Source organism: Pedobacter aquatilis, from assembly GCF_032678425.1.
GTDB classification, from domain to species: Bacteria; Bacteroidota; Bacteroidia; order Sphingobacteriales; family Sphingobacteriaceae; genus Pedobacter; species Pedobacter aquatilis_B.
In genome coordinates this window covers 1-25,312 of sequence record NZ_JAVTSG010000003.1, presented here as the reverse complement: position 1 = coordinate 25,312, position 25,312 = coordinate 1, and the positions used below count along the sequence as shown (strand labels likewise).

The 25,312-nt window shown below is 41.7% G+C and carries 6 protein-coding genes; 3 read left to right on the top strand and 3 right to left on the bottom strand.

All coding sequences use genetic code 11. From position 1 onward, the window contains the following. Nucleotides 1–23: 23 nt before the first annotated feature. Both R2Q16_RS10010 and R2Q16_RS10005 read right to left on the bottom strand, forming a co-directional pair. On the bottom strand, nucleotides 24–995 hold the full coding sequence (locus R2Q16_RS10010; protein WP_316736796.1) for a type IX secretion system membrane protein PorP/SprF: 972 nt from the start codon (nucleotides 993–995) through the stop codon (nucleotides 24–26). A 56-nt stretch (nucleotides 996–1,051) separates the two neighbouring features. After that, complete coding sequence (locus R2Q16_RS10005) at nucleotides 1,052–20,110, bottom strand: Calx-beta domain-containing protein (RefSeq protein WP_316736794.1); 19,059 nt, start codon at nucleotides 20,108–20,110, stop codon at nucleotides 1,052–1,054. 686 nt (nucleotides 20,111–20,796) lie between these two features. On the opposite strand from R2Q16_RS10005, the gene R2Q16_RS10000 reads away from it, so the two are divergent. After that, nucleotides 20,797–22,149, top strand: a complete 1,353-nt coding sequence (locus tag R2Q16_RS10000) for a hypothetical protein (RefSeq protein WP_316736792.1) — start codon at nucleotides 20,797–20,799, stop codon at nucleotides 22,147–22,149. Nucleotides 22,150–22,345: 196 nt separating this feature from the next. Here the strand turns inward: R2Q16_RS10000 and R2Q16_RS09995 are convergent, their stop codons facing one another. Continuing rightward, a complete protein-coding gene (locus R2Q16_RS09995) occupies nucleotides 22,346–24,217 on the bottom strand; it encodes a helix-turn-helix transcriptional regulator (protein WP_316736790.1) in 1,872 nt (623 codons plus the stop codon). A 211-nt stretch (nucleotides 24,218–24,428) separates the two neighbouring features. Between R2Q16_RS09995 and R2Q16_RS09990 the strand changes: the two genes are divergently transcribed. Together R2Q16_RS09990 and R2Q16_RS09985 are read left to right on the top strand one after the other, a co-directional pair. Then, nucleotides 24,429–24,761, top strand: a complete 333-nt coding sequence (locus R2Q16_RS09990) for a DUF4870 domain-containing protein (RefSeq protein ID WP_316736788.1) — start codon at nucleotides 24,429–24,431, stop codon at nucleotides 24,759–24,761. 166 nt (nucleotides 24,762–24,927) lie between these two features. Further along, the coding region (locus R2Q16_RS09985; RefSeq protein WP_316736787.1) for a hypothetical protein at nucleotides 24,928–25,312 on the top strand (385 nt) is incomplete at its 3' end.

The window sequence follows — 25,312 nt, the reverse complement described above, 5'->3', positions numbered from 1 at the left end:
AAATAAATTATTTTGTTCAGCCATTAAAAAAACCTTGGTGTACTCATTCTTACGTTCGGTTTAATAAACGAGAATGCAATCGAAATTTCGTGAGTTCCACCGCTATAGCCTTGCAAAGGACCAACTGAGAAATCATAAGCATATCCAATTCTTAACTTTTGTGAAGGGAAGATTTGTATCGCTGCAGTTGCCGAATTAAGTGGCGATAAATCTCTTTGCAGGTAACTCTTATCATACAATTTAATACCTGTGCGGTAAGAACCACCCAACCAGATTAAGTCTTTTATCATTAAAAAAGCATTCACATCTAAACTGGTTGGTCCACCCCTATCATCTTTAATTAATAGTGAAGGTTTAACCTGAAAATCCTGATTGATGGGTAGCAATGCGCCGGCAGTTAAATAATAATGTGGTTTGGGTTGAGGGATAAATGCATATCTATCTATATCAATATATTGAGAAATTAAATTATCGGCTGATAGACCCGCATAAAATTTATCATTCGAGAAATAAACACCTGCCCTTGCATCAGGAACAATTGTACTTTCCGTTCCAATTGGCTGACCAACTTCCGGACGGTTTGGGTTTAACATCGAACCATCTATTGAAAGATTAACCATACCTGCGCCAACACCCAACGCCAACCTCGAACTGCCATCATCGTTCATTCTTATTCTGTAGGCATAGTTTCCGTAAACACTCAAGTTGGTTTGCGCACCCAATTTATCGCTCGCAACCTGAAGCGCTAAACCAACGTTTCCATCATTGGCAATTGCATCCACGGCTAAGGCCATACTCCGTGGCGCCCCCTGAATGCCAGTCCATTGTGTACGATAGAAACTATGAACATTTAATACCTCTTTATAACCAGCATAAGCTGGATTAATATAAATGCCGTTAAACATATACTGGCTGTATTGCGCATCCTGCTGTGCAGCGGCAATTTTAACCATCAATAGTAATGAAACACTTAGTAATAATATTTTTCTCATCATCTTACATCTTTAAAACGCATCAGTACTTAAAAGCACTGATGCGCTTAAGTCTATACCTATTTTTTAAATGCCCTGATTAAAGTAATATATCCTTTTAACACCTCAGTTTGATTAGTTTGAGGATTTTTAATGCGAAGCAAATAATAATATGTGCCTTCATTTAAGCCTTCGCCTGTCCAGTTATTTTGGTAGCCTTTAGCCCTGAATACCTCATTGCCCCAACGGTTAATGATCTGTAATTCGTTATCACGATATTGGTCTAAACCAATGATTTCGAAAGTGTCATTTTCACCATCACCATTTGGTGTAAATAAATTCGGAATGGTTAAACCCGCTAAGTTAGAACTTAGGTTTACAGATGCTACGTTCGTATAGTAGCCATAAGCATCCTTAATTCTGTAGCTAAAAGTATCATCCCCTACAAAACCAACATTAGGCGTGTAAGTTATCGTTCCATCGGCATTAACACGAACGGTTCCGTTTCTAGGCTGACTGGTAATCTCAATGGTTAATCTATCGAATGAAGAATTACCAGGATTATCATTTCCTAAAATATTGATGGTAACCGGAGAATTTACTGGCATTTTAGCAACATCATCAACCGCCACAGGCGATTTAGGGAAGCTGATTACCGTTGCCGAATTGTTATTTTCAGCTGTACCAGATACATCGCTTACGGCTACACCGGTTAAACTTCTCGCATTTACTGATGCAGAGTTGGTTACCGTACCTAAATCTTTGTCAGCTTGTGTAAGTGTGTAAACCTGAGTATCATTAACGGTTGCGCCCGGCGCTAAACCACCTGGTACTGAAATTACCTTCGCATTTATACCAAGTTTCGTATCGGTTAGCGTAATGGTATTTAAAGTAACATTACCAATATTTTTGATTGCAAAACCATACGTTACCTGGTTGCCGCTAAATGTTGCCGTTTTAACCAGCGCTATTCCAGTTACACCAGTTACCGGGGTAACGGTTGGTGTATCGTTATTCTCAGCAGTACCCGAAATATCAGCTACCGTAACATTTGCAGGCGTTTGACCAGTAACTCTTGCAGTATTGGTAACACTTCCGGCATCTTTATCAGCAAGTGTTAAGGTGTATGCATAACTATCAGTTACAATTGCACCCGGTGATAATGTTCCAGGAATTACCCTGTTTAAGCCAAGCTTAGCATCTGTTAGGGTAATAATGTGTAAGGTAACATTACCGGTGTTTTTAATGCTGAAGTTGTAGTTGATGCTATTTCCATCGGTGCTTAATACACCAGTTTTAACCAGTGTAATCATTGATGCCGGAGCAATCGGGGTTACGGTTGCATCATCAATAACCGGTGTGTTCGGATCATCAGACCTCGCTTTGCTTACCACAACACCTTGTGGGTCTAGTGCAGTTACACTAGCCTGATTACTGAACGAACCTGCATTAACTTCTGTTAAAGTAATCGTGTGTTTAGCGGTTACCGTTACACTGCTACCAGGCGCTAAAGTGGCAACCGTTGCAGGACTTATTGAACCTGCATCTGCACCAGCATCAGCGACTACGACATTACTTAAAGTAACTGTACCTGTATTCGTTACCACGATGTTGTAATTAATTACATCACCAGTTTTACTAACCGTATTGCTTGCAGCTTTTGTTAAGATTACAGAAGCCGTTTTAGTTAATGATGCAACCGTCGCATCATTTGCAGCAGGTGTATTAGGGTTATCCGAAACTTTAGTGTAGTTATTACCTTGTGGGTCGGCAAGCATTACAGATGCCTGATTGCTTACTGAACCTGCATCTAAATCTGCTTGGGTAATGTTATGCGCCGCATTAACCGTAACGCTAGCACCCGGAGCCAAACTCGATACCGGAATGGTCGCTACAGTTGCATTAGCATCTGTTATGGTGATATTTGATAAAGCTACATTTCCGGTGTTCGTAATCACCAATTTGTAGTTTAATGCTGCGCCAAGTGTTGATGGAATTGCACCATCAATTGCTTTTGTAAAAGTAAACGCTGGTGCGCCAACTAAATTAACCGTAACCGGAATAACAACCTGTGCAGTTCCGCCTTTACCATCGCTTACCGTAACCGTAAAGCTATCTGTACCAATGTAACCTGTAGCCGGACTGAAGGTGAATGTACCGTCAGGATTTAAAGTAACCGTACCGTGAGCAGGCGGTGTTGTTAATGCAAATGTTAAAACATCACCATCAACATCACTTGCGGTTATTGTTCCATTCGCCGGAGTATTTTGGTTGGTAACAATTGGCTGTGCACTTGCAACAGGCACATCGTTTACCGCAGTGATGGTAACATTAACCACAACGGTTACCGAACCACCGTTTCCATCGCTTACGGTTACAGCAAAAGCATCTGTTCCGAAATAATTAGCAGCTGGTACGAAAGTGTAAGTTCCGTTTGAGTTTAAGGTTACCGTACCGTGAGCAGGTGGCATACTTAAGGTATAAGTTAATGGGTCGCCATCGGCATCAGTTGCCACAATAGAGCCGTTAACCGGAGTATCTTCTGCCGTTGTTATTGGTTGTGCAGTTGCAACAGGTGCATCATTTACTGGCGTAACCGTTACATTAATGGTCACAACTGTCGAACCGCCATTACCATCACTCACCGTTACCGTAAATACATCTGGTCCGTTGTAATCTGCCGCTGGCGTATAAGTGTAAGTACCATCCGCTTTCACAACTACAGTTCCATGAGCCGGAGCAGCGGTTAAAGTATAGGTTAGCAAATCGCCATCCGCATCTGTTGCCGTTATTGTGCCATTAAATGGTGTATCTTCTAATGTTGTAATATTTGGCGAAACCGCTACTGGTGCGTCATTTACAGCTGTAATGGTTACGTTAATGGTTACGGTTGTCGAACCACCTTTGCCATCACTCACCACCACGGTAAATACATCAGTTCCATTATAATTCAATGTCGGTGTATAAATGTAAGTACCATTAGTATTTAATACCACCGTGCCATGTCCTGGCGCATTACCAACAGTAAATGTTAGCGGGTTACCATCAGGATCACTTGCAGTAATCGTTCCGTTCGCTGGTGTATCTTCTGCTGTAGTTAAAGCTGAAGCCGAAGCAATTGGCGCACGGTTATCAAAAATATTCACCACCGCAGGAATAGTGCTCGCTGTAATTAAACCATTATTCGTTGCAGAATTCATGGTTAATATAACCGTTTCTGTTCCTTCAAGCAAGTCATCATCCAACACATTAACATCTAAACTAACAGATGTTTGTCCTGCCGGAATAATAATCGATGTGCCAATACTGGTGTAATCTACACCTGATGTTGCTGTACCCGAAACGGTAAAGGTAATCTGAGTATCGGTTGATGAAACATTGTTCAGCGTAAAGGTGAACCTACCCGGAGTTGATGGCTCAGAACCGTTTGCTGCTGTAACCACAATGATGGTTCCGGTTGTATTGTCGATAATATTTATCGTTGCCGGAGTTGTTGATGCCGTGATAGAACCGTTATCTGTACCAGTTAATGTAGCAATAACCGTCTCATTCCCTTCAACAAACGAATCATTTAACGTTCCAATGGTTATGATTGCAGAAGTTTGTCCTGCCGGAATCGTAACCACTTTACTTGCAATTGCGGTATAATCACTGCCCTCTGTTGCCGTACCCGTTAAAGTATAGGTAATTTGAGTATCTGTTGATGATGGATTACTGATACTTACCGTAAAGGTTCCGTTAACAGGGCCATTTTCTTTTCCATCGATACCGGCTACAATACTTGCAATTGCAGTATCGTTATCGGTAATGGTTGTATTAACAGTTGCTGTTCCAATCGTTACTAAACCGCCGGTTACATTGCTGATGGTGGCCGAATAAGTTTCGTTTGGTTCAACCAGGTTATCATCCGTAATTGGAACCGTAAAGGTTAAGGTTGCACCTGCTAGTGAACCTGCCGGGAAGGTTAAAGTTCCTGCCGTTGCAGTATAGTCTAAGCCTGATAAGGCCGTTCCGTTTGCAGTAGAATAATCAACCGTAAACGAATTTTGAACTGCTGTACTGAGCGTTACCGTGTAGGTTGCTAATCCGGCACTTTCATTAATAGTAGCCGGACCAGTTAAGCTAACTGTGGCGGTATTATTGTCAGTGATATTTAGAGTTGCCGCAACATTACTAAGGGTAATCAACGGATTATTCACAGAGAATAATTTAGCAATAACCGTTTCAGTACCTTCAACAACTTGGTCAGCAACTACCGGAATATTAAACGTTGCAGTTAATTGTCCTGCCGGGATGCTTACCGTTTTAGTTACAATTGTGGTGTAGTCACTGCCTTCGGTTGCGGTTCCACTCAAAGTATAAGTAAGTACAGTTTCCGTTGCGGATGGCGTGCTTAACGTAACCCTGAAAGTTCCCGCAACAAGATTCGCCTCTGCACCATCATTAACTGCAGTAATGGTCGCAATTGATGAACCACTATCTGTAATGTTAATGGTTGCCGGAGTAGTGCTTGCCGTAATTGAGGCATTGTTAGTTACCGGATTCATCGTTACAATCACCGTTTCTGTACCCTCAATTACATTATCGTTTAATACTGGCACCGATAATTTAAGTACCGTTTGTCCTGCAGGAATGGTAATTGAAGCACCAATCGAAGTGTAATCAACACCACTTGTTGCCGTACCGCTAACGGTAAAGTTAACTTGTGTATCTGTTGTTGATGGATTACTTAAAGTGAAGGTAAATTCTCCTGGTGTTGCAGGTTCAGCACCATCAGCACTAGCAATTACTGTAACCGTTGCACTTGTATTATCTAAAATATCAATTCGTGCAGGCGTATTATCTGCAGTAACTGTTGCGTTATTAGATGCTGTCAATGTAGCAATAACAGTTTCTGTTCCTTCGATAAGATTATCTGCAACAACCGGAATGTTTATGGTTGCAGTCGTTTGTCCCGCCGGGATGGTTACTGTTTTAGTGACTATCGTTGTGTAATCCGAACCTTCAGTTGCAGTACCACCTAAAGTGTAGGTTAACTGTGTATCTGTAGATGATGGATTACTAAGCGTAACAATGAAAGTACCCGAAACCGGACCGTTCTCATTACCACTAACACCGGCAGCAATTACGGCTGTAGCCGCATCATTATCAATAATGGTTAAGGTTGCTGTACCGTTTGCAATTTTCACCAAACCGCCAGATACATTCGTAATAATCGCACTGAATGTTTCATTTGGTTCAGCTAAATTATCATCAATAATCGGCACAGTGAAAGTTAAGCTTGCGCCCGCCGCAGAACCTGCCGGGAAGCTCAATGTTCCGCTTGTAGCCGTATAATCTAATCCGGCAGTTGCCGTACCATCTGCTGTAGTGTAATCAACGTTAAAGCCATTTTGAACAGCACCACTTAAAGTTACTCTGAAGGTTGCTGTTCCCGCAGCTTCATCAACACTAACCGTCGTTACAGAAATGGTTACCGAAACCGTATTATCATCTATAATATTGATGCTTGCTGGTGTATTACTCACCGAAATTGCAGGGTTATTAGAACTTACCAAAGTAGCAACCACAGTTTCCGTTCCTTCAACTACTGCATCGCTTAAAGTCGGGATGGTAATGGTTGCAGAAGTTTGACCAGCAGGAATTGTAATTGTTTTAGCAATCGTGGTGTAATCAGAACCTTCTGTTGCCGTACCACCTAAAGTAAAGGTAAGCTGCGTATCTGTTGCTGATGGGTTACTTAAATTAACGGTAAAACTTCCGTTTATCGGCCCGTTCTCATTACCATCAGTGTTCGCAAGAACCGTTGCTATTGCGGTATCATTATCTGTTATTGATATGGTTGCAGTTCCTGTGCCAATAGTTACCACGCCACCCGTAATGTTACTCAGGTTGGCTGTAAATGTTTCAGCGCCCTCTACCAGATTATCATCCGTAATTGGAACAGTAAAGGTTAAAACTGTACCAGCCGGAGCATTTGCAGGGAAACTTAACGTACCACTTGTAGCCGTATAATCCGAACCTGCAAGTGCAGTTCCATTAGCAGTGACATAATCTACAGTAAATGCATTTTGAACCGCATGATTAAGCGTAACCGTAAAGGTAGCCGTACCCGCACCCTCATTTACAGTAGGGTTTGATGAGATACTTACTGTAGCCAAATCTTCATCCAGAATATTAATTGTAGCTGGCGAATTGCTTACCGTAATTGCAGCATTATCCGAACTTACAAGTGTTGCAATAACGGTTTCAGTACCTTCTGCCGAAGCATCTTCTAATACCGGAATTGTAATTATTGCACTCGTTGTATTCGCTGGAATAACAATAGTTTTGGTTACCGCCTGGTAATCTGAACTCTCTGTTGCCGTACCGCCTAATGTAAAGGTTAATGTTGTTGGCGTTGATGATGGATTACTTAAAGTAACGTTAAATGTTCCGTTGATTAATCCATTTTCGTTTGCATTATTACCGCTGGTAATGCTTGCTATCGCGGTATCATTATCTGCAATGTTAACCGTAGCCGGACTTGTACCGATGGCGACATCGGCACCACTTACATTACTCAATCCAACAGTAAAGTTTTCTGTTGGCTCTATCAAATTATCATCGATAATTGGAATAGCTACTGTTAAAACAGTTCCGGCAGGAGAATTTGCAGGGAAAGTTAAGGTTCCGCTCGTAGCGGTATAATCTAATCCTGCTATTGCTGTACCGTTTGCAGTTGCATAATCTACCGTAAAACTATTCTGTACAGCTACGTTTAGTGTAACCGATAAGGTAACAAAACCAATACCCTCGCTTACGCTCGGCGCACTAATTGAAATACTTACGTTAGCCGTATTTGCATCAATAATGTTTATCGTTGCCGGAGTTGTATTTACTGAGATCGCCGGGTTATTTGATGTACCCAGGGTAGCAATCACGGTTTCTGTACTCTCTGCAACTGCATCGGCAATAACCGGAATGTTAATCGTTGCAGTGAGCTGTCCTGCCGGGATGACTACCGTTTTATTCGTAATCGCCGTGTAGTCTGTGCCCTCGTCTGCAGTACCACCAAGGGTATAAGTAATTTGTGTATCTGTTGATGATGGATGTGTTAAAGTCACAATAAATGTTCCGTTTGCCGGACCAGTTTCATTTCCATTTGAACCGGCTGCAATACTTGCAATAGCAGTATCATTATCAGTAATGGTTACCGTAGCCGTTGCATTCGCAATGGTTACCAAACCACCTTGAATATTGCTTATCGTAGCCGAGAAGGTTTCTGATGGCTCAACCAAATCATCATCAATAATCGGAACGGTAAAAGTTAAGGTCGCTCCTGCCGCAGAGTTTGCAGGGAAGGTTAACGTTCCGCTTTTCGCCGTATAATCCGAACCTGCAATCGCAGTTCCATTAGCAGTAGCATAATCGAAGCTGAAGCTGTTCTGTACCGCACTACTTAAAGTAACGGTAAAGGTTGCCGTGCCCGCAGCCTCACTTATTGTTGGTGTGGTGCTAATGCTGACAGATGCCGTATTATTATCTAAAATATTGATACTCGCAGGCGTATTATCAACTGTTATTGCACCGTTATTAGTTGCGGTTAAAGTAGCAATTACCGTTTCTGTACCCTCCACAATTGCATCAGTTAATACAGGAATCGTAATGGTTGCCGTTTTCTGACCAGCTGGAATCGTTACACTCTTCGTTGTAATCGTACTGTAATCGCTGCCCTCAGTTGCTGTACCACTCAACGTATAAGTAATCGTTGTTGGGCTTGACGAAGCATTGCTTAAGGTTACGATGAATGTTCCTGCAACAGGACCGTTTTCATTTCCATTCACACCGGCAGCAATCGTTGCAATTGAATTATCATTATCAACAATATTAACTGTTGCAGGTGTTGTACTTGCTGTAATCGAAGCATTGCTAGTAGCCGCAGCCATCGTTAAGATAACCGTTTCAGTACCTTCAACAATATCATCATCCAATACAGGAACAGATACCGTTACCGTTTTCTGACCAGCCGGGATGGTTACCGTTGTTCCAATAGAAGTATAATCCGTTCCACTAATTGCCGTTCCGCTTACCGAATACGTTATCACCGTATTGGTGGTCGACACATTATTCATGGTGAAGGTAAACTGACCAGGTGTATTTGGCTCTGCCCCATTCGCTGTAGCGGCAACCGTAATGGTTGCTTTGGTGTTATCAATAATGTTGATGGTTGCCGTAGCCGAATTTACACTTACCAAACTATTGTCTGATGAGGTTAATCTGCCAATAACCGTTTCATTTCCTTCAACAATATCATCCACTAAGGTAGGAATGGTAATCGTTGCCGAAAGCTGACCTGCAGGAATCGTAACCGTTTTGGTTACAATGCTGCTGTAATCTGTACCTTCGATTGCTGTACCCGATAAGGTAAAGGTCAAATGTGTTTCAACTGAAGAACGATTACTTAAAGTCACCACAAATGTTCCGTTAACCGGACCGTTTTCATTACCGTTTACACCAGCGGTAATCGTTGCTACAGAGGTGTCATTATCGGTAATATTAACCGTGGCCGGAACAGTGCTTGCTGTAATTGCAGCATTATTGGTTGAGGCTTGCATTGTTAAAATAACCGTTTCAGTACCTTCTGCTATATCATCATCCAATACAGGAACAGAAATTGTAGCAGTAGTTTGTCCGGCTGGTATCGTAACTGATGTGCCGATTTGTGTATAGTCTACACCGCTTGTCGCTGTACCCGATACGGCATAAGTAATAACCGTATTCGTGGTCGATACATTGCTCAAGGTAAAGGTAAACTGACCTGGTGTGCTTGGCTCTGCACCATTTGCAGTAGCCGCAACCGTAACTGTTGCAGTTGTATTATCTAAAATATTTATCGTTGCCGGGCTGGTATTTACACTGAACTGAGGATTTGCAGAAGCCGTTAAGGTTGCAATCACCGTCTCGGTTCCTTCAACAATATTATCTGTTCTTACCGGAATAATAATTGTACCCGTAGTTTGTCCTGCTGGAATGGTAATGGTTTTAACCGCAATCGCAGTATAATCACTTCCTTCAGTTGCAGTACCACCTAGCGTGTAAGAAATTTGAGTATCCGTAGATGATGGATTACTTAAAGTAACCGTAAATGTTCCGTTAACCGGACCATTTTCATCTCCCTGGTTACCAGCTGCAAGCGTTACTAAGGCAACATCATTATCCGTAATGTTTACAGTTGCTGGCGCTACATTTGCCGTTATACTAGGATTATTGGTAGCAGCCACCATCGTTAAAATTACCGTTTCTGTAGGCTCAACAATATTATCATCCAGTACAGGTACAGTCAACGTTGCAGTTGTTTGTCCTGCCGGGATGGTTACCGTTGTACCAATTGCAGTGAAGTCTAATCCGCTGGTTGCGGTGCCACTTACACCAAATGTAATTTGTGTATCCGTAGAAGAAACATTACTCAAAGTGAAAGTAAACTGGCCCGAAGTACCTGGTTCAGCACCATTTCTGCTCGCAGTAATACTTACCGTAGCCGTTGTATTATCAATAATATTGATGCTTGCAGGCGTATTACTCACACTAACAAGCGTATTGTTTGATGCGGTAAGCGTAGCAATAACCGTTTCAGTTCCTTCAACAATTGCATCTGTTAAAACCGGAATGGTAATCGTTGCAGTGGTTGCCAATGCAGGAATAGTAATGGTTTTAGTTACAATTGTGCTGTAATCACTACCCTCCGTAGCAGTACCACTTAAACTATAGGTAATTTGGGTATCAACTGATGAAGGCTTGCTCAAAGCAACCGTGAATGTTCCGTTAACCGGACCATTTTCGTTACCATTTACACCAGCAGCAATCGAAGCTACTGAAGCATCGTTATCAATAATTGTCGTAGTTGCAGTTGCATTACTAATAACCACTACACCTCCGCTAACGTTACTTATTACCGCACTGAAAGTCTCACTTGGCTCAGCAAGGTTATCATCAGTAATGTTTACCGTAAAGCTTTGCGTGTCACCGGCCTGAGAATTTGCAGGGAAACTTAAAGTTCCATTTCTTGCAGTATAATCCTGTCCGGCAATTGCTGTTCCATTTTGGGTAGTATAGTCTACAGTAAATGCATCCTGTACATTGCTGTTTAGTGTTACCGTGAAAGTTGCAGTTCCGGCGCCTTCATTAACCGTAGCAGCCGTTGATATACTTATACTTGCCGAACTTGCATCTAAAATATTGATGGTTGCATTCGTATTATTAATCGTAACGCTAGTATTATTTGAAGTATTGATTCTCGCAATTACCGTTTCTGTTGGCTCTGCTAGTGCATCTTGCAACACAGGGATGGTAATTGTGGCGGTCGTTTGTCCGGCCGGAACAATTACAATTTTATTGGTAATGGTCGAATAATCTAAACCTTCAGTTGCAGTACCGCTTAGCGTGTAGCTAATTTCAGTATCTGTAGATGATGGTTTGCTTAACGTAACAATAAACGTTCCGTTCACCGGACCAGTTTCATTACCATTTACGCCTGCTGCTAAAGTGGCTACAGAAGTATCATTATCAATAATAATAACCGTTGCCGTTCCAGTACCAATCGTTACTAATCCACCCGTTACACTGGTTAAGGTTGCAGAGAAATTTTCGTCTGGTTCTACAAGGTTATCATCCGTAATTGGAACAGAGAATGTTAAGGTACTTCCTGCGGCAGAACCGGCAGGAAAAGTTAAAGTTCCAATTGTAGTGGTATAATCTAAACCTGCAAGAGCAGTCCCATTTGAAGTTCCATAAGTAACACTAAATGCATTTTGTACCGCAGTGCTCAAGGTTACCGTAAAGGTAGCCGTTCCATCGCCTTCATTAATCGTTGCTCCGGCAGAAATACTTACCGTTGCGGTATTATTATCGATGATGTTAATGGTTGCAGGACTGCTATTCACCGTTATCGAGGCATTATTTGAAGTACCAAGTGTAGCAATAACAGTTTCAGGGCCCTCAACAATTGCATCTGAAGATACCGGAATGGTAATCGTAGCAGAAGTTTGCCCTGCCGGGATGGTTACCGTTTTCGTAACAATTGTTCCGTAATCAGAACCTTCTGTTGCCGTTCCGCTTAACGAATAGGTAATCGTAGTTGGTGTTGATGATGGATTACTTAATGATACGATAAATGTACCATTAACCGGACCATTTTCATTTCCGTTTACACCCGGTGCAATGCTTGCAATCGAGGTATCGTTATCGGCAATATTAACAGTAGCCGGAGCCGTACTGGCTGTAATCGCAGCATTATTTGTAGCGGCAGTCATGGTTAAGATAACCGTTTCCGTACCTTCTACAATATTATCATCTAATACCGGAACACTAACAGTTGCTGTTTTTTGGCCTGCAAGAATGGTTACCGAAGTACCGATAGAAGTATAATCTACACCACTTGTTGCCGTTCCGCTAACCGTATAGTTAATTATGGTATTTGTAGTAGATAAATTACTTAAGGTAAAAGTAAATAAACCATTGGTTGATGGCTCTGCCCCGTTCGTGGTAGCCGCAACCGTAACCGTTGAAGTTGTATTATCTAATATATTTATGGTTGCAGCTGTAGCGCTTGCGGTAATTGCAGTATTATTTGTTGCACCCAGGGTCGCAATAACCGTTTCCGTACCTTCAACAAGTGCGTCTGTTAAAACAGGAATGGTTATGGTTCCCGTAGTTTGCCCTGCCGGGATGGTAATTGTTTTTGTACCGATGGTACTATAATCACTACCCTCAGTTGCTGTGCCAGATAATGTATAGGTAATCTGTGTATCTGTAGCAGATGCTTTACTTAAGGTTACCGTAAAGGTTCCATTAACCGGACCATTTTCATTTCCATTAACACCTGGCGTAATGCTGGCTACTGCCGTATCATTATCAACAATCGTTACTGTTGCGCTGGAAGTTGCAATGGTTACTAAACCACCTGTAATGTTGCTGATTGATGCTGAGAATGTTTCAGATGGCTCAACAATATTATCATCAATAATCGGAACCGTGAAGGTTAATGTTGCACCACTTGCAGAACCTGCCGGGAAGTTTAATGTTCCGTTTCTTGCGGTATAGTCACTTCCATCAATAGCTGTTCCATTAACCGTAGTGTAATCTACGCTGAATGCATTTTGTACAGCACCGTTTAAGGTTACCGTGAAGGTTGCGGTACCTGCACCTTCATTAACACTGGTTGGTGTTGCTGAGATACTAACGGTTGCAACATCATTATCGGTAATTGTTCCGATACCCTGTGCCTGAGAAATGGTTACCGGACTAGTTGCACCACTTAAGGTAACGTTAAAGCTTTCTGATGGTTCTCTTACGTTATCATCGGTAATTGCAATTGAAATGGTTTGAGTTGCACCATTAACCGAACCTGCAGGGAAAGTAATTGAACCTGTTTTGGCGGTATAATCAGAACCCGCTAAAGCAGTATTATCTGAGGTAGCATAGTTTATAGTCGTCGCATTTTGGATATTCCCCGTTAAAGTTACCGTAAATACCATATTACCAACGCTCTCTAAAGCAGTAACACTATTGATGGCTACACTTGCAGCATCATCGTCTGTTATTGTGGCGGTACCTGTCGCACCCGCAGCAGGAATGGTAACCGGAGAACCTGCACCAATACTATTTAAGGTAACGGTAAAAGTTTCTGTTGGTTCTGCAATAGCATCATTTAAAATCGGAATGCTAAAGGTTTGCGTTGCACCATTAACCGAACCTGCCGGGAAAGTAACCGAGCTGCTTGTTGCAGTATAGTCAGAACCCGCAATTGCTGTACCGTTTGCAGTAGAGTAGTTTACCGTAAATGCATTTTGAACATTACCGCTTAATGTAACCGTAAAAATTGCATTGCCTGCACTTTCTGTAACCGAAACGTTGTTAACCGCAACTGTCGCAACATCATTATCCACAATATTAATTGTGGCTGGCGTAGTGCTTGCAGTAATTGCAGCATTATTGGTACCCGTCATGGTTAAGATAACGGTTTCCGTACCCTCTGCTAAATTATCATCTAAAACAGGTACACTTAACGTAACGCTGGTTTGTCCGGCTGGAATCGTAATTGATGTACCAATCGAAGTATAATCTGTGCCGCTTGTTGCTGTTCCGCCAACTGTAAAGTTAATGACTGTATTAGTTGAGGAAACGTTCGACATAGTAAAGGTGTATAAACCATTAGTCGATGGCTCAGCAGCATTATTGGTGGTCACTACCGTAACGGTAGCGGTTGTATTATCTAAAATATTGATGCTTGCAGGCGTATTGCTGATGCCTACAGTTGCATTATTGGAAGCCGTTAAAGTAGCAATCACGGTTTCCGTTCCTTCAACGATGTTATCGGTTCTTACCGGAATGGTTATAGTTGCAGTAGTTTGTCCTGCCGGGATGGTTACTACTTTAGTTGCAATTGCAGTATAATCGCTTCCTTCAGTAGCGGTTCCACCTAATGTATAGGTAATTTGCGTATCTGCCGATGCAGGGTTGCTTAAAGTAACGGTAAAAGTTCCGTTAACCGGGCCATTTTCATTACCATTTACACCCGCTGTTATGGTTGCAGTTGCCGCATCATTATCAATAATGGTTGTTGTCGCAGTTGCATTTGCAATCACAACAGCACCTCCGGTGATGTTACTTAAAGTTGCACTAAAGGTTTCGTTTGGCTCTGCGATATTATCATTGATAATTGGCACAGTAAAGGTTTTAACCGTTCCTGCGGCAGAACCAGCAGCGAATGTTAAGGTTCCGGAAGTTGCGGTATAATCAGAACCGGCTAGTGCTGTTCCGTTTACTGTCGTGTAATCTACCGTAAATGCATTTTGAACTGCATTATCTAAAGTAACGGTGAAAGTTGCCGTACCAGCACCTTCATTAACAGTGGCCGCAGTTGATATGCTTACACTTGCCGTATTTGCATCAATAATATTAATCGATGCGGCAGTTGCACTCGCAGAAATTAAGGCATTATTCGTTCCGGTTAGAGTAGCAATTACCGTTTCCGTACTTTCTGTAATGTTATCTGTTAAAACAGCAATTGTAATCGTTCCGGTTGTTTGTCCTGCCGGGATGGTAATGGTTTTAGTTGTAATTGCTGTATAATCACTGCCTTCTGTTGCTGTACCACCTAATGTATATGTAATTTGGGTATCTGTTGAAGATGGATTGCTTAAGGTTACAATAAACGTTCCGTTAACCGGTCCGCTTTCATTTCCATTTACGCCTGGAGCAATGCTCGCAATAGCGGTATCATTATCTGCAATCGTTAAAGTTACAGGACTTGTATTTGCCGTAATGGCTGTATTATTAGTTGCGGCAACCATTGTTAAAACAACAGTTTCCGTACCCTCTACAATATTATCATCTCTAACCGGAACCGCTAAAGTAACACTGCTTTGTCCTGCGGGAATAGTAACCGTTGTTCCAATCGAGGTATAATCTACTCCGCTTGTTGCTGTTCCGCCTACCGAGAAGGTAATTTGAGTATTCGTAGTTGAAACATTGCTTAAGCTAAAAGTGAATAAACCATTGGTTGATGGCTCGGCTGCATTTGTTGTAGCCGCAACGGTAACAGTAGAGGTTGTGTTATCGATGATGTTAATAGTTGCAGGCGAATTGCTTGCCGAAACTAAAGGATTGTTTGATGAAGTCAAGGTAGCGATAACCGTTTCCGTACCCTCAACAATATTATCGGTTCTTACCGGAATGGTAATCGTTGCAGTGGTCTGACCAGCAAGAATTGTTACGGTTTTCGTTGTGATTGCCGTGTAATCGCTGCCTTCTGTTGCTGTACCACCAAGCGTATAAGTTAAAGTGGTATTTGCAGTGGTTGGATTGCTTAAGGTTACAATGAATGTACCATTAACAGGGCCATTCTCACTTCCGTTTACGCCTGGTGCAATGCTGGCTACCGAAATATCATTATCTAAAATATTTAAAGTTACCGGAGTTGTACTCGCTGTAATTAGAGCATTATTTGTCGCAGCAGCCATGGTCAAAATAACCGTTTCTGTGCCTTCGGCGATATTATCATCAATTACCGGAACAGAAAGAGTTACTGATGTAGCACCAGCCGGAATGATTACCGACGTACCAATTGAGGTATAATCCACGCCACTTGTTGCTGTTCCACCTACCGAATAGGTAATGGTGGTTGGTGTAGCGCTTGCCTTTGTCATGGTAAAGGTAAACAAACCATTGGTTGATGGCTCTGCCGCATTCGTTGTTGCGGCAACACTTATCGTGGCAACATCATCGTCCAAAATGTTTAAAGTAACTGGTGTTGTACTGGCCGTTATAGCCGCATTGTTGGTTGCTGCCGTCATGGTCAAAATAACCGTTTCAGTACCTTCAACAATCTGGTCGTTTATAACCGGAACGGAAACCGTTGCCGTTGTAGCCCCTGCCGGGATGGTTACCGAAGTACCGATAGAAGTATAATCAATCCCGCTCGTTGCCGTACCGCCTACTGAATAAGTAATGGTGGTTGCAGTTGTGCTGGCTTTGCTCATTGTAAACGTAAACAAACCATTGGTTGATGGCTCTGCCGCATTCGTTGTTGCTACAACAGTTACTGTAGCTACATCATCATCAGCAATGGTTAGCGTAGCCGATGCAGGCGTTACCGTAACGTTCGGATTATCGGTTGCCGCTGTAAAGGTTAGAATCACAGATTCAGTACCTTCAACAAGCTGGTCGTCTGTTACCGTAATAGGAAGGGTTACACTTGCAGTATTTGCAGGTAGAACGATAGAGTTAGTAATCGTTGCATAATCCGTTCCGTTTGTAGCTGTACCTCCAACGGTATAAGAAATGGTTACCGGGGTAGAACTTACTTTACTCGCAGTAAACACAAATGAACCGTTGGTTGATGGTTCTGCAGCATTATTAGTCGCAACTGTAATCGTTGCAACATCATCATCCAATAGGTTCATCGTTACCGGAGCAGTACTCGCAGTAATAGCCGTATTGTTTGTTGCGGCAGCCATCGTCAAGATAATGGTCTCAGTACCTTCAACAATCTGGTCGTTAATTACCGGAACGGATACAGTTGCCGTTGTTGCACCTGCCGGGATGGTTACCGTTGTACCGATTGACGTATAATCTACGCCGCTTGTAGCTGTACCGCCTACCGAATAAGTAATGATGGTTGGTGTAGAACTAACTTTGCTTAATGTAAAAGTGAACAGACCATTCGTTGATGGCTCAGCTGCATTTGTAGTTGCGGCAACAGTAACCGTTGCCACATCATCATCCAACAAATTCATGGTTACAGGTGTGGTACTTGCTGTAATCAAACTATTGTTCGTTGCAGCAGTCATCGTTAAAATAACCGTTTCTGTACCTTCAACAATATTATCATCAATAACCGGAACCGATACTGTAGCACTAGTTGCACCTGCCGGGATGTTTACGGATGTTGGTATAGCCGTATAATCTGTTCCACTGGTTGCAGTACCACTAACCGTGTAGTTTACAATGGTTGGTGTAGCACTAACTTTGCTCAATGTAAAGGTAAATAAGCCATTCGTTGAAGGCTCAGCTGCATTTGTCGTGGCCACCAAACTGACAACCGAAACATCATCATCAGCAATGTTTACTGTAGCCGTTGCGTTGGCTGCCGTTGGCGTAACGGTTACGCCATTGGTTGCGCTAGTTATCGTTACAATAACAGTTTCTGTACCTTCAACAATTTGGTCGTTGATAACGTTTACCGGAACAACTACAGATGTACTTCCTGCCGGAATGGTTGCAGTACCCGTTAAGGCTGTATAATCGGCACCAGGTGTTGCAGTACCCGCAACAGAGTAACTCACTACAGTAGCATTTGTGCTTGAGTTTTGAATGCTGATGGTAAATGCACCATTGGTAGCAGGCTCTGAAGCATTAGGTGTTGAGGCCACAATACTTGCGTAATTGTTTACCGCTACCGCACTGTTATAAGCAATGTTGTTACAGGTTTCGTTCGCTGTACCATTCTTACACTCCTGATGTGGGTCGGTTGGTGTGCCCGAAGTATTCGGGTCGGTCGCATCCGGGTCGGTGGTATCGGCCGGTCTAAGCATACTGGCTTCAACCGCAATCGTTTGGCCGCCAAGCGCTGTACCAACCGTACCAATAATGGTGTAAGTGGCTGTAGAACCACTCGACATATCTAATTTAGCGCCAAAAGCATTTCCTGTATTTGTAGCCGAGCCTGGTTGTTGTACAACCGTGCCCGTAAAAGAAGTGATATTGGCAGAGGTTATGTTAAATCCGGCTGGTGCCGCAAACCTGAAACCTGCCCCCGAAACCGAACTTGTACTACCTGTGCTGCTATTATTTAAATTCTCTACAATTACAGTATAAGTTACTGTACTGCCTATAGCGACAGGATTTGTAAACGTTGGGGTGATGCTTCTTGTTCTTAAATCAGCAACGGCGATATTAATCGCTACTGGCTGATTAACCGGGGTAGCCTCGATATAGGTATAAGTGTCCAGGGTCTTTTCATTACCAAAATCAAAACCTCCTGTACCGCTATTACCTGAACCTCCAGTCGTGCCATAAGCACCCCACTTGTGCCCGTTTGAGGCAGAAGATACACCTGTTGTTTGCACAGCTGGATTAGAACTTCTTGGTAAAGTACCCGCACCAGAAATTGGTGAATCATCCCATGAAACCTTATCGCTGTAAACGGTTGGATCAGTACTGGTCGATTGAATGGCATAGGCTGAATTGGTAAGCTCTACAATAATCCCGTTCGGATTAATCTCCATATCAATAAACGGAAAGTGTACCTCAGCAGCAAATAACCGCACCGTAACGGAACTGATGGTTGTACCCGCAGGCAAAACATTTCCATTACCGTCTCTACCATCCCAAACAACCGAATTTGAACCTGCAACAGCATCTCCATTTAAAACTCTTGGAACCGGCGCTGGAATCGTTATCTGGTAAGTACCATTTTCGCTAGACGTAAAATTTATGGTTCCTCCTTTTTGCCCTGCCTTATTTGGTGTACCTTCCGCACCTGTCAGCGAAACCCCGGTTATCACGGGGTTGACCGAAACCCGCCTCAACCAGGTGGTGGTAGGCGTTGTTCCAATAGTTACCGGTTGATCACCGAGTGGCAAATCAGCAGATGGTGTAGTGTAAAATATTTTGTGGGTAACCTGTATAGAAGGACTGGTTATATCTTGAGTAGTTGGATCATTAACCGCCGCAATTACCGCTGCACGATCAGAAGCATTTAAACTTTTAAAGGTTGGTGCACCATTAGCATCAACCAAACCTTTATTGTTGGCAAAGAACGTAAAACCAGCACCGTGAATACCATTGGTTTTAACCCGGTATGCCCTTCCGTTTTTGGTAAGCACGTAGGAAGTGCCATAAAAACCTGTAGTGAAATCATTATTGATAACAAAAAGATTTAGCAAATTAGTGTAAACCCTGCCCGGAATAAAAGCTGTACCACCCGAATTGGTTACCGAAACATCCCATGCAGCAATTAAACTCTGACTATTCGCTGTGGTTGGAGCAGCCCAATCTACATTGGAATTAACATTTGTACTGGTTAACTCTGCATTCAAGACACCCGCAGCTGCAGGATCGCCAACAGGTAAAAACTCTACTTTATAGATACCCGTGGTACCCGCTGTAACATATGCAGGTAAATATCGGTTTGTGATATTATCAGCAGCTGTAAGTTTAGGACCAGCCGCCTCATTTGCCCTATTGGTAATTTTTCCGGTTGTTCCACTGGTCGGTACAATTGAACTTGCACCTGCTGGAGTTGTAATTCTTATTGCAGCATTACCTACACCAGCCGCACTAAATGCCATCGCAATTTTTTCACCTGATACCGCATAAACATAATGCGTACCTAATGATTTAAAGGGCCATGAGTTAATAGTCCCAGCATCCGTAATATTACTATTGCTATATAAAAAAGCCCTTCTGCCAATCGGAGTTCCTTGATATAAATCCTTACTACCATCAGCATAGGCGGCACCAATATAACTGAGCAAAACAAGGAAAAAAGCGCTGAATTTCTTTAGGTTAAACCTAACTAAGCGAGGCGATGTAAAACTGGTTTTTACACCGGAAATATTCTTCACAAGAAATGAAAAAAGTAGATTTTTAGTCATAAGCATCACGTTAAAATAAACGCAAAATATAATAGGGTAATGAAATGTTCGGTTTTAAGCCAATTACGAATTATTCCTTATAGTGGTTTTCAAAACACTAAAAAAATTTTTAGCAACTGGAATGGTTATTAATGCCGGAGCGAGCGAATTCGTTTTAGAGGAAAATTTATGGTTAACAAACACAGAAAATGCTGTTTTAAAACAATGCAGCCTTGATATGAAGTGTTTTCCTGTATGGTATTCTGTCGGAACTATTCCGAAGAATTTAGCAATCAAAGAGACGTAAAGCATAGGGCGAAGGATGTAATAAGTCTGATTTTGGTACAAAACTAAATGTTATCCGATAATCCACCAACTGACGCCGTAAAAACACCTGCTTTTTCTATACTAAAAATCATACAAAAATATATTTTTAGTATGATTAATATTACAATAGAAAATTTAGATATTTCGATTTTGATTAGATTTGGCACTTTTCAACTCGTTTTACGACTAATAAGAATACTCCTATTAGTTGTTTGATTTTGGATAATTGGCAGCAATTTTTAACGTACAAATACGTTTGAACCAATTTTCTACTGAAAATAAATGCCTTAAATTAACATATGCCTAACACTAAATAACAAGAGAAAACATTCGAGGCTGTTGCTTTGTTGAATTTATTTAACCTACTCAAAACCCTATTTATGAAGCAGTTTCGATATTTCACATTACAGATTCTAATTTTAATTACCACTGCCCTATCCAGCGCTTGCCAATCTTCCGGTTCTTTTCCAGGTGTATATGCTGGTGTTAAACTTAGCCTCAATCCTTTGGGCGGAGGCATGAACCGAACCGATGTGGTTATCTTATTACGAAAAGACAAGACCTTTACCGATCAGCTCAAAAAGAAAGATTGGAAAACAGCCATAAGAGGCAAATATGAAATTAAAGGTTCAGACGTACATCTTTTATATTCGAACGGCGATAAAGACGAATTTACCATCACCAAAGGAGGTAATTTGGATGCCGGAACCTATACCTTATTCAAAATGGATTTAGACAATAGCGTACCTAAGGGCACTTATGAATTTAAATTTATTAATGGAAGCGGTGGCATCGCAACAGGTACAACCTATGTTGGCACAAGCAGCAGACGAAATTTATCCTTCGATGGGGCTGGTCATTTCACCACTGATAAGCAATCTACAACCGTAATTGCCGGCGATAATATTGGTGGCGGAACAAATACCAAAAGCGATGGAAAGGGCAAATATATCGTTAAAGATGGTACGCTAACTTTGAAATACGATAATGGAAATACGACTACACACAGTTTTTTTGCAAGTGCGGCAAGTGGTAAAAGCAAAGCGATGGCGGTTATAGATGGTAGCTTTTATTTTATGGGTGATGAAGATAAAAAAACGAGCAATAGTTCCAAAAACACGGCTAACACTAAGTTGCCAACTGCCGCAGAAGTTTTTAATGAAACCAGAAAAGTTTATGGTGGTGCAGCACTTGACAACATTAAAACCTACACGATAAAGGCTAGAGTTGGCAATATAGATTTGATATCATATAATGATGTGAGCGGAAACCGATTCCGTAACGAAATGTACCTGCAGGGAAAACTCATCGCTATCGAACAGATTGGGCCAGGCGGAGGTTGGCTTTGGAATAATGGCAAAAAGACAATAAGCGACAAACAACGCCTCCTCGAAACAAAATATAACGATTATATTGGTGTGCTCGGTTTGCTACAAAAAAACCGTGCAGCGTTTTGTAAAGGTAAAGTTCAGGCTACAAAAGATGGTTACCTGGTCGAATTTCAAGTAGAAGGATATCAATATACTTTTCACGTCGACCGGGATTATAATTTGCTAAGCGATAGTTACCAGATTGGCACGAGTACACAATCAAACCGTTACAGTAATAACCGCACAACCGATGGCATTAAAATGCCTTTCAGAACACTAAGCACCAGTGGTAAAAATTCAATAGTCATAAACTACGAAAGCATCTTAATTAACAAACCTTTAACCACAAACTGGAAAGAATAAATTTAGGAACATCGTCATTCCCGCGAAAGCGGGAAACTTAAAGCGTTTAAAAGATTTGATATAACGCCCGTCATTGCGAAGCCAGGCACTTGCGAGCTGAAGCAATCTGTTCAAAAACACCCGTCATTGCGAAGCCAGACACGTGCGAGCTGAAGCAATCTGTTAGTGATTTAAAACAAATTAATTACACAACTATCTAAACATCCTGATAACGCTTATCGTAAGACCTAACCACTACATCCAGGTTCTCCTCTTTCTGCAAACCAAGTTTTTGCTTTAAACGATACCTCGCCATGCGAATACTTTTAGGCTCTACACCAAGTCGGTTTGCAATTTCCTTATTATCCAAACCCATTAAAATGTACGAACATAACTTCAAATCAAGCTTAGTTAAGACCTCTCCCGCCCTTTCCTGCAAAGCACTAAAAAAACCAGGATGTATATCTCCAATGGCATTTTGTTGGTCGGCATTTTCCCTATCCATGCGCAGGTTTTGCGTAATTATTCTGCCAATACTCTTCGCAGCTGTATCGCCAGAACCCTTTGATTTCTCTTTCAATAATTCCAGTATGGTATTCTTTTCTTCTATCTTCAGCGTGCCTGCCAATAACTCACGCTCCAGCCATTCCGTTCTATCTTGCAATAAAGCCTGTTGCGCAGCAATCCTTTCCCGTTCCTGCTCACCCAAAGAAGCCAGTAGCTCTGCTTCCTGCTTTTCTTGTAAAGATATCAACATCCGCTGCTGCGAAGCTTTAAGTTTATAATGGTAAAATCCCAATAACAAAGCCAAAGCAAGAATACTGGCCGACCCAATAGCCACGTATAACCAGTTAATTTGCCGATTCAGGTTTGCCCGCTCACGCAAACCAGCAATTTCTAAATCACGCTGCTCTGACTGGTACTGCTCTTCTAGCTGCTGAACCGTAGCCAATTTTTGCGCATCAAAAACCTTTTTATAATAATCTGTATATCGCTTGTAATAAGCGAGTGCCTTTGCCTTATCGCCACTTTGCTCTGCCAGATTAGCCAGACCAAGCATCATTCTCGAACGTGTAATATCCACGCCGGGCGAAGCTTTATCCAATTCGGTAATTCCGGTGAGCAGGTAATTTTCTGCATTTTGAAACTCACCCCGTTGCATCGCATATTCGCTCATAATACCATAGCAATTGGCTATCACTTCAGGCATATTGGTTTTTCTCGCAACTTTAAGCGCATCGTTTACATAACGGTTTGCACTATCCTTAAAATTGGCCGGAAAATATTTAAAATAAATGTTTGCCAGATTAAGCGCTGTTACCGATGCGTTGCTCTGAATCAGAATCTTATCGTGATTCTGGCGGTAAATAGAGGCTGATTTTTGATAATAATAAATTGCTGAATCGAGCAAAACTCTTTTTTTGGTATTGACCTCAAAAGCAGAGAAAAAACTGTGTGCCAATGTCATATATCCAATTTGAATATCATCTGGATACAGGCTCCTTTTCGACATTTGTAAAGCAGAAACTGCATATTTATGCTGCTTTAAGGTATCACTTCCATAGGCATAAATACTTGCTGCATAATGGTTAATCAAAGTACGATAGCTGAATGCTTTCCTGTCTTGCGAGGCCTTTAATAATTTGTCGGCCCTAATAAATGCCGACATTGCCCCTTCATTGTTATTTTTATTTAAGTCAAACCAGCCCTTACGTAACCAGGCATAGCCGGAGTAAAGCACATGATTTGATTTTTCTGCGCAACGCATCGCACTGTCAATATAGACAGCCGCACGTTTCTCCTGCCCTTTACGCATCAGCAAATGCCCCGCCGAAGCATACGTAAATGCAAGTAAGCCCTGGTCTTGCGCTTTACTGGCCAATGCGGTGGCTTGCATAACCAGTTCGATAGCTTTATTCACATCCGTTTCATAAGTTGCCCTGGCCAGTTCTGCCATTAAAATGGGCTTTTCAGTTCGGTTGGCATTATCCAAAGCTTTTTTCAAAGAATCGATAACCAGAACCTGTGCATGACCAATCACAACGGAAAAAGTAAAAACAGATAATATAACAGCGATTTTCTTTAACATTTAGCAGGTAGTGTAGAGGTTAAATAAGCGTAACGAAACTAAGCGAATATACATGTAACAACGCATTGTGGCTTTTGTTGTAGACGATTTGTAGACGCTCCATTTTCTTTTCGTAGACACATTGTAGTCTGCATTTTTTTGGCTTAAAGCAATGCCAGACCTAATTTTGTACTAAATAATTTTATTTACTCATTCTAAAAAAAAATCTATTATGTCAAACAAAACAATGGCCATTTTGGCTTACGTTACCATCATCGGATGGGTGGTAGCTTATTTAGAGTATAAAAAAAGCACTGAAAGAAACCCCTTGGTAAACTACCATTTAGGACAAGCATTAGGTCTGATGATTTTAACCTTTGTTTTAGCAATTGCGCTTACAGTTGTTTCATTCATCGTCCCAACCTTATCATTCCTGTCGCTAATCTTAAGTGGACTGAGCATTGTATTCTTATTATTGGGTGTAGTAGCAGCCAATAACGAGGTTATCAAACCACTTCCACTTGTAGGAAAATTATTTGAAGGTAAATTCAATTTCGCCAGCTAGGCAAAAAATAGCCCGGTATGTATAAATGAACGAACCACTCATTCAATATCGGCTATAAAATTATGTTGTGATTAATGTCTCTCCAGCCACCGGAGGTATCAGATGCTTTTGCGTTGGTTCTGATATCTCCGGTCTGGCTGTTTTTTGTACAAATAATCATCACCTTATGGAAAGCATAGAAAAATCACCACAGCAAAAACTCCGGAAAAGCGCTATTGAAGCATTAAAATCCGGCGATTTAGCAATAAAATGGGGCATTTACCTTTACGGCATTTATGCATTATTTCTGCTGTTAGAATGTATAGATTTCTTAGCCTATCTGGATACACCTGAACCCGGTTTTCATGCAACCTACGGCATTGTTCATGTTGCATTTTTTATAGTAGAACTGATAGTTTACGCGGCTATTACACTTGGTTTTACCATCCAGTTAAACTTAACAAAAAAGAAGCCTGGTCAGGTAATCACAACCATATTTTTAATTACCGGAGTTAGATTATTTATGATATACTACCTTTATGTGCAAAGCGAACCCGAAGTGCATTTTGTAC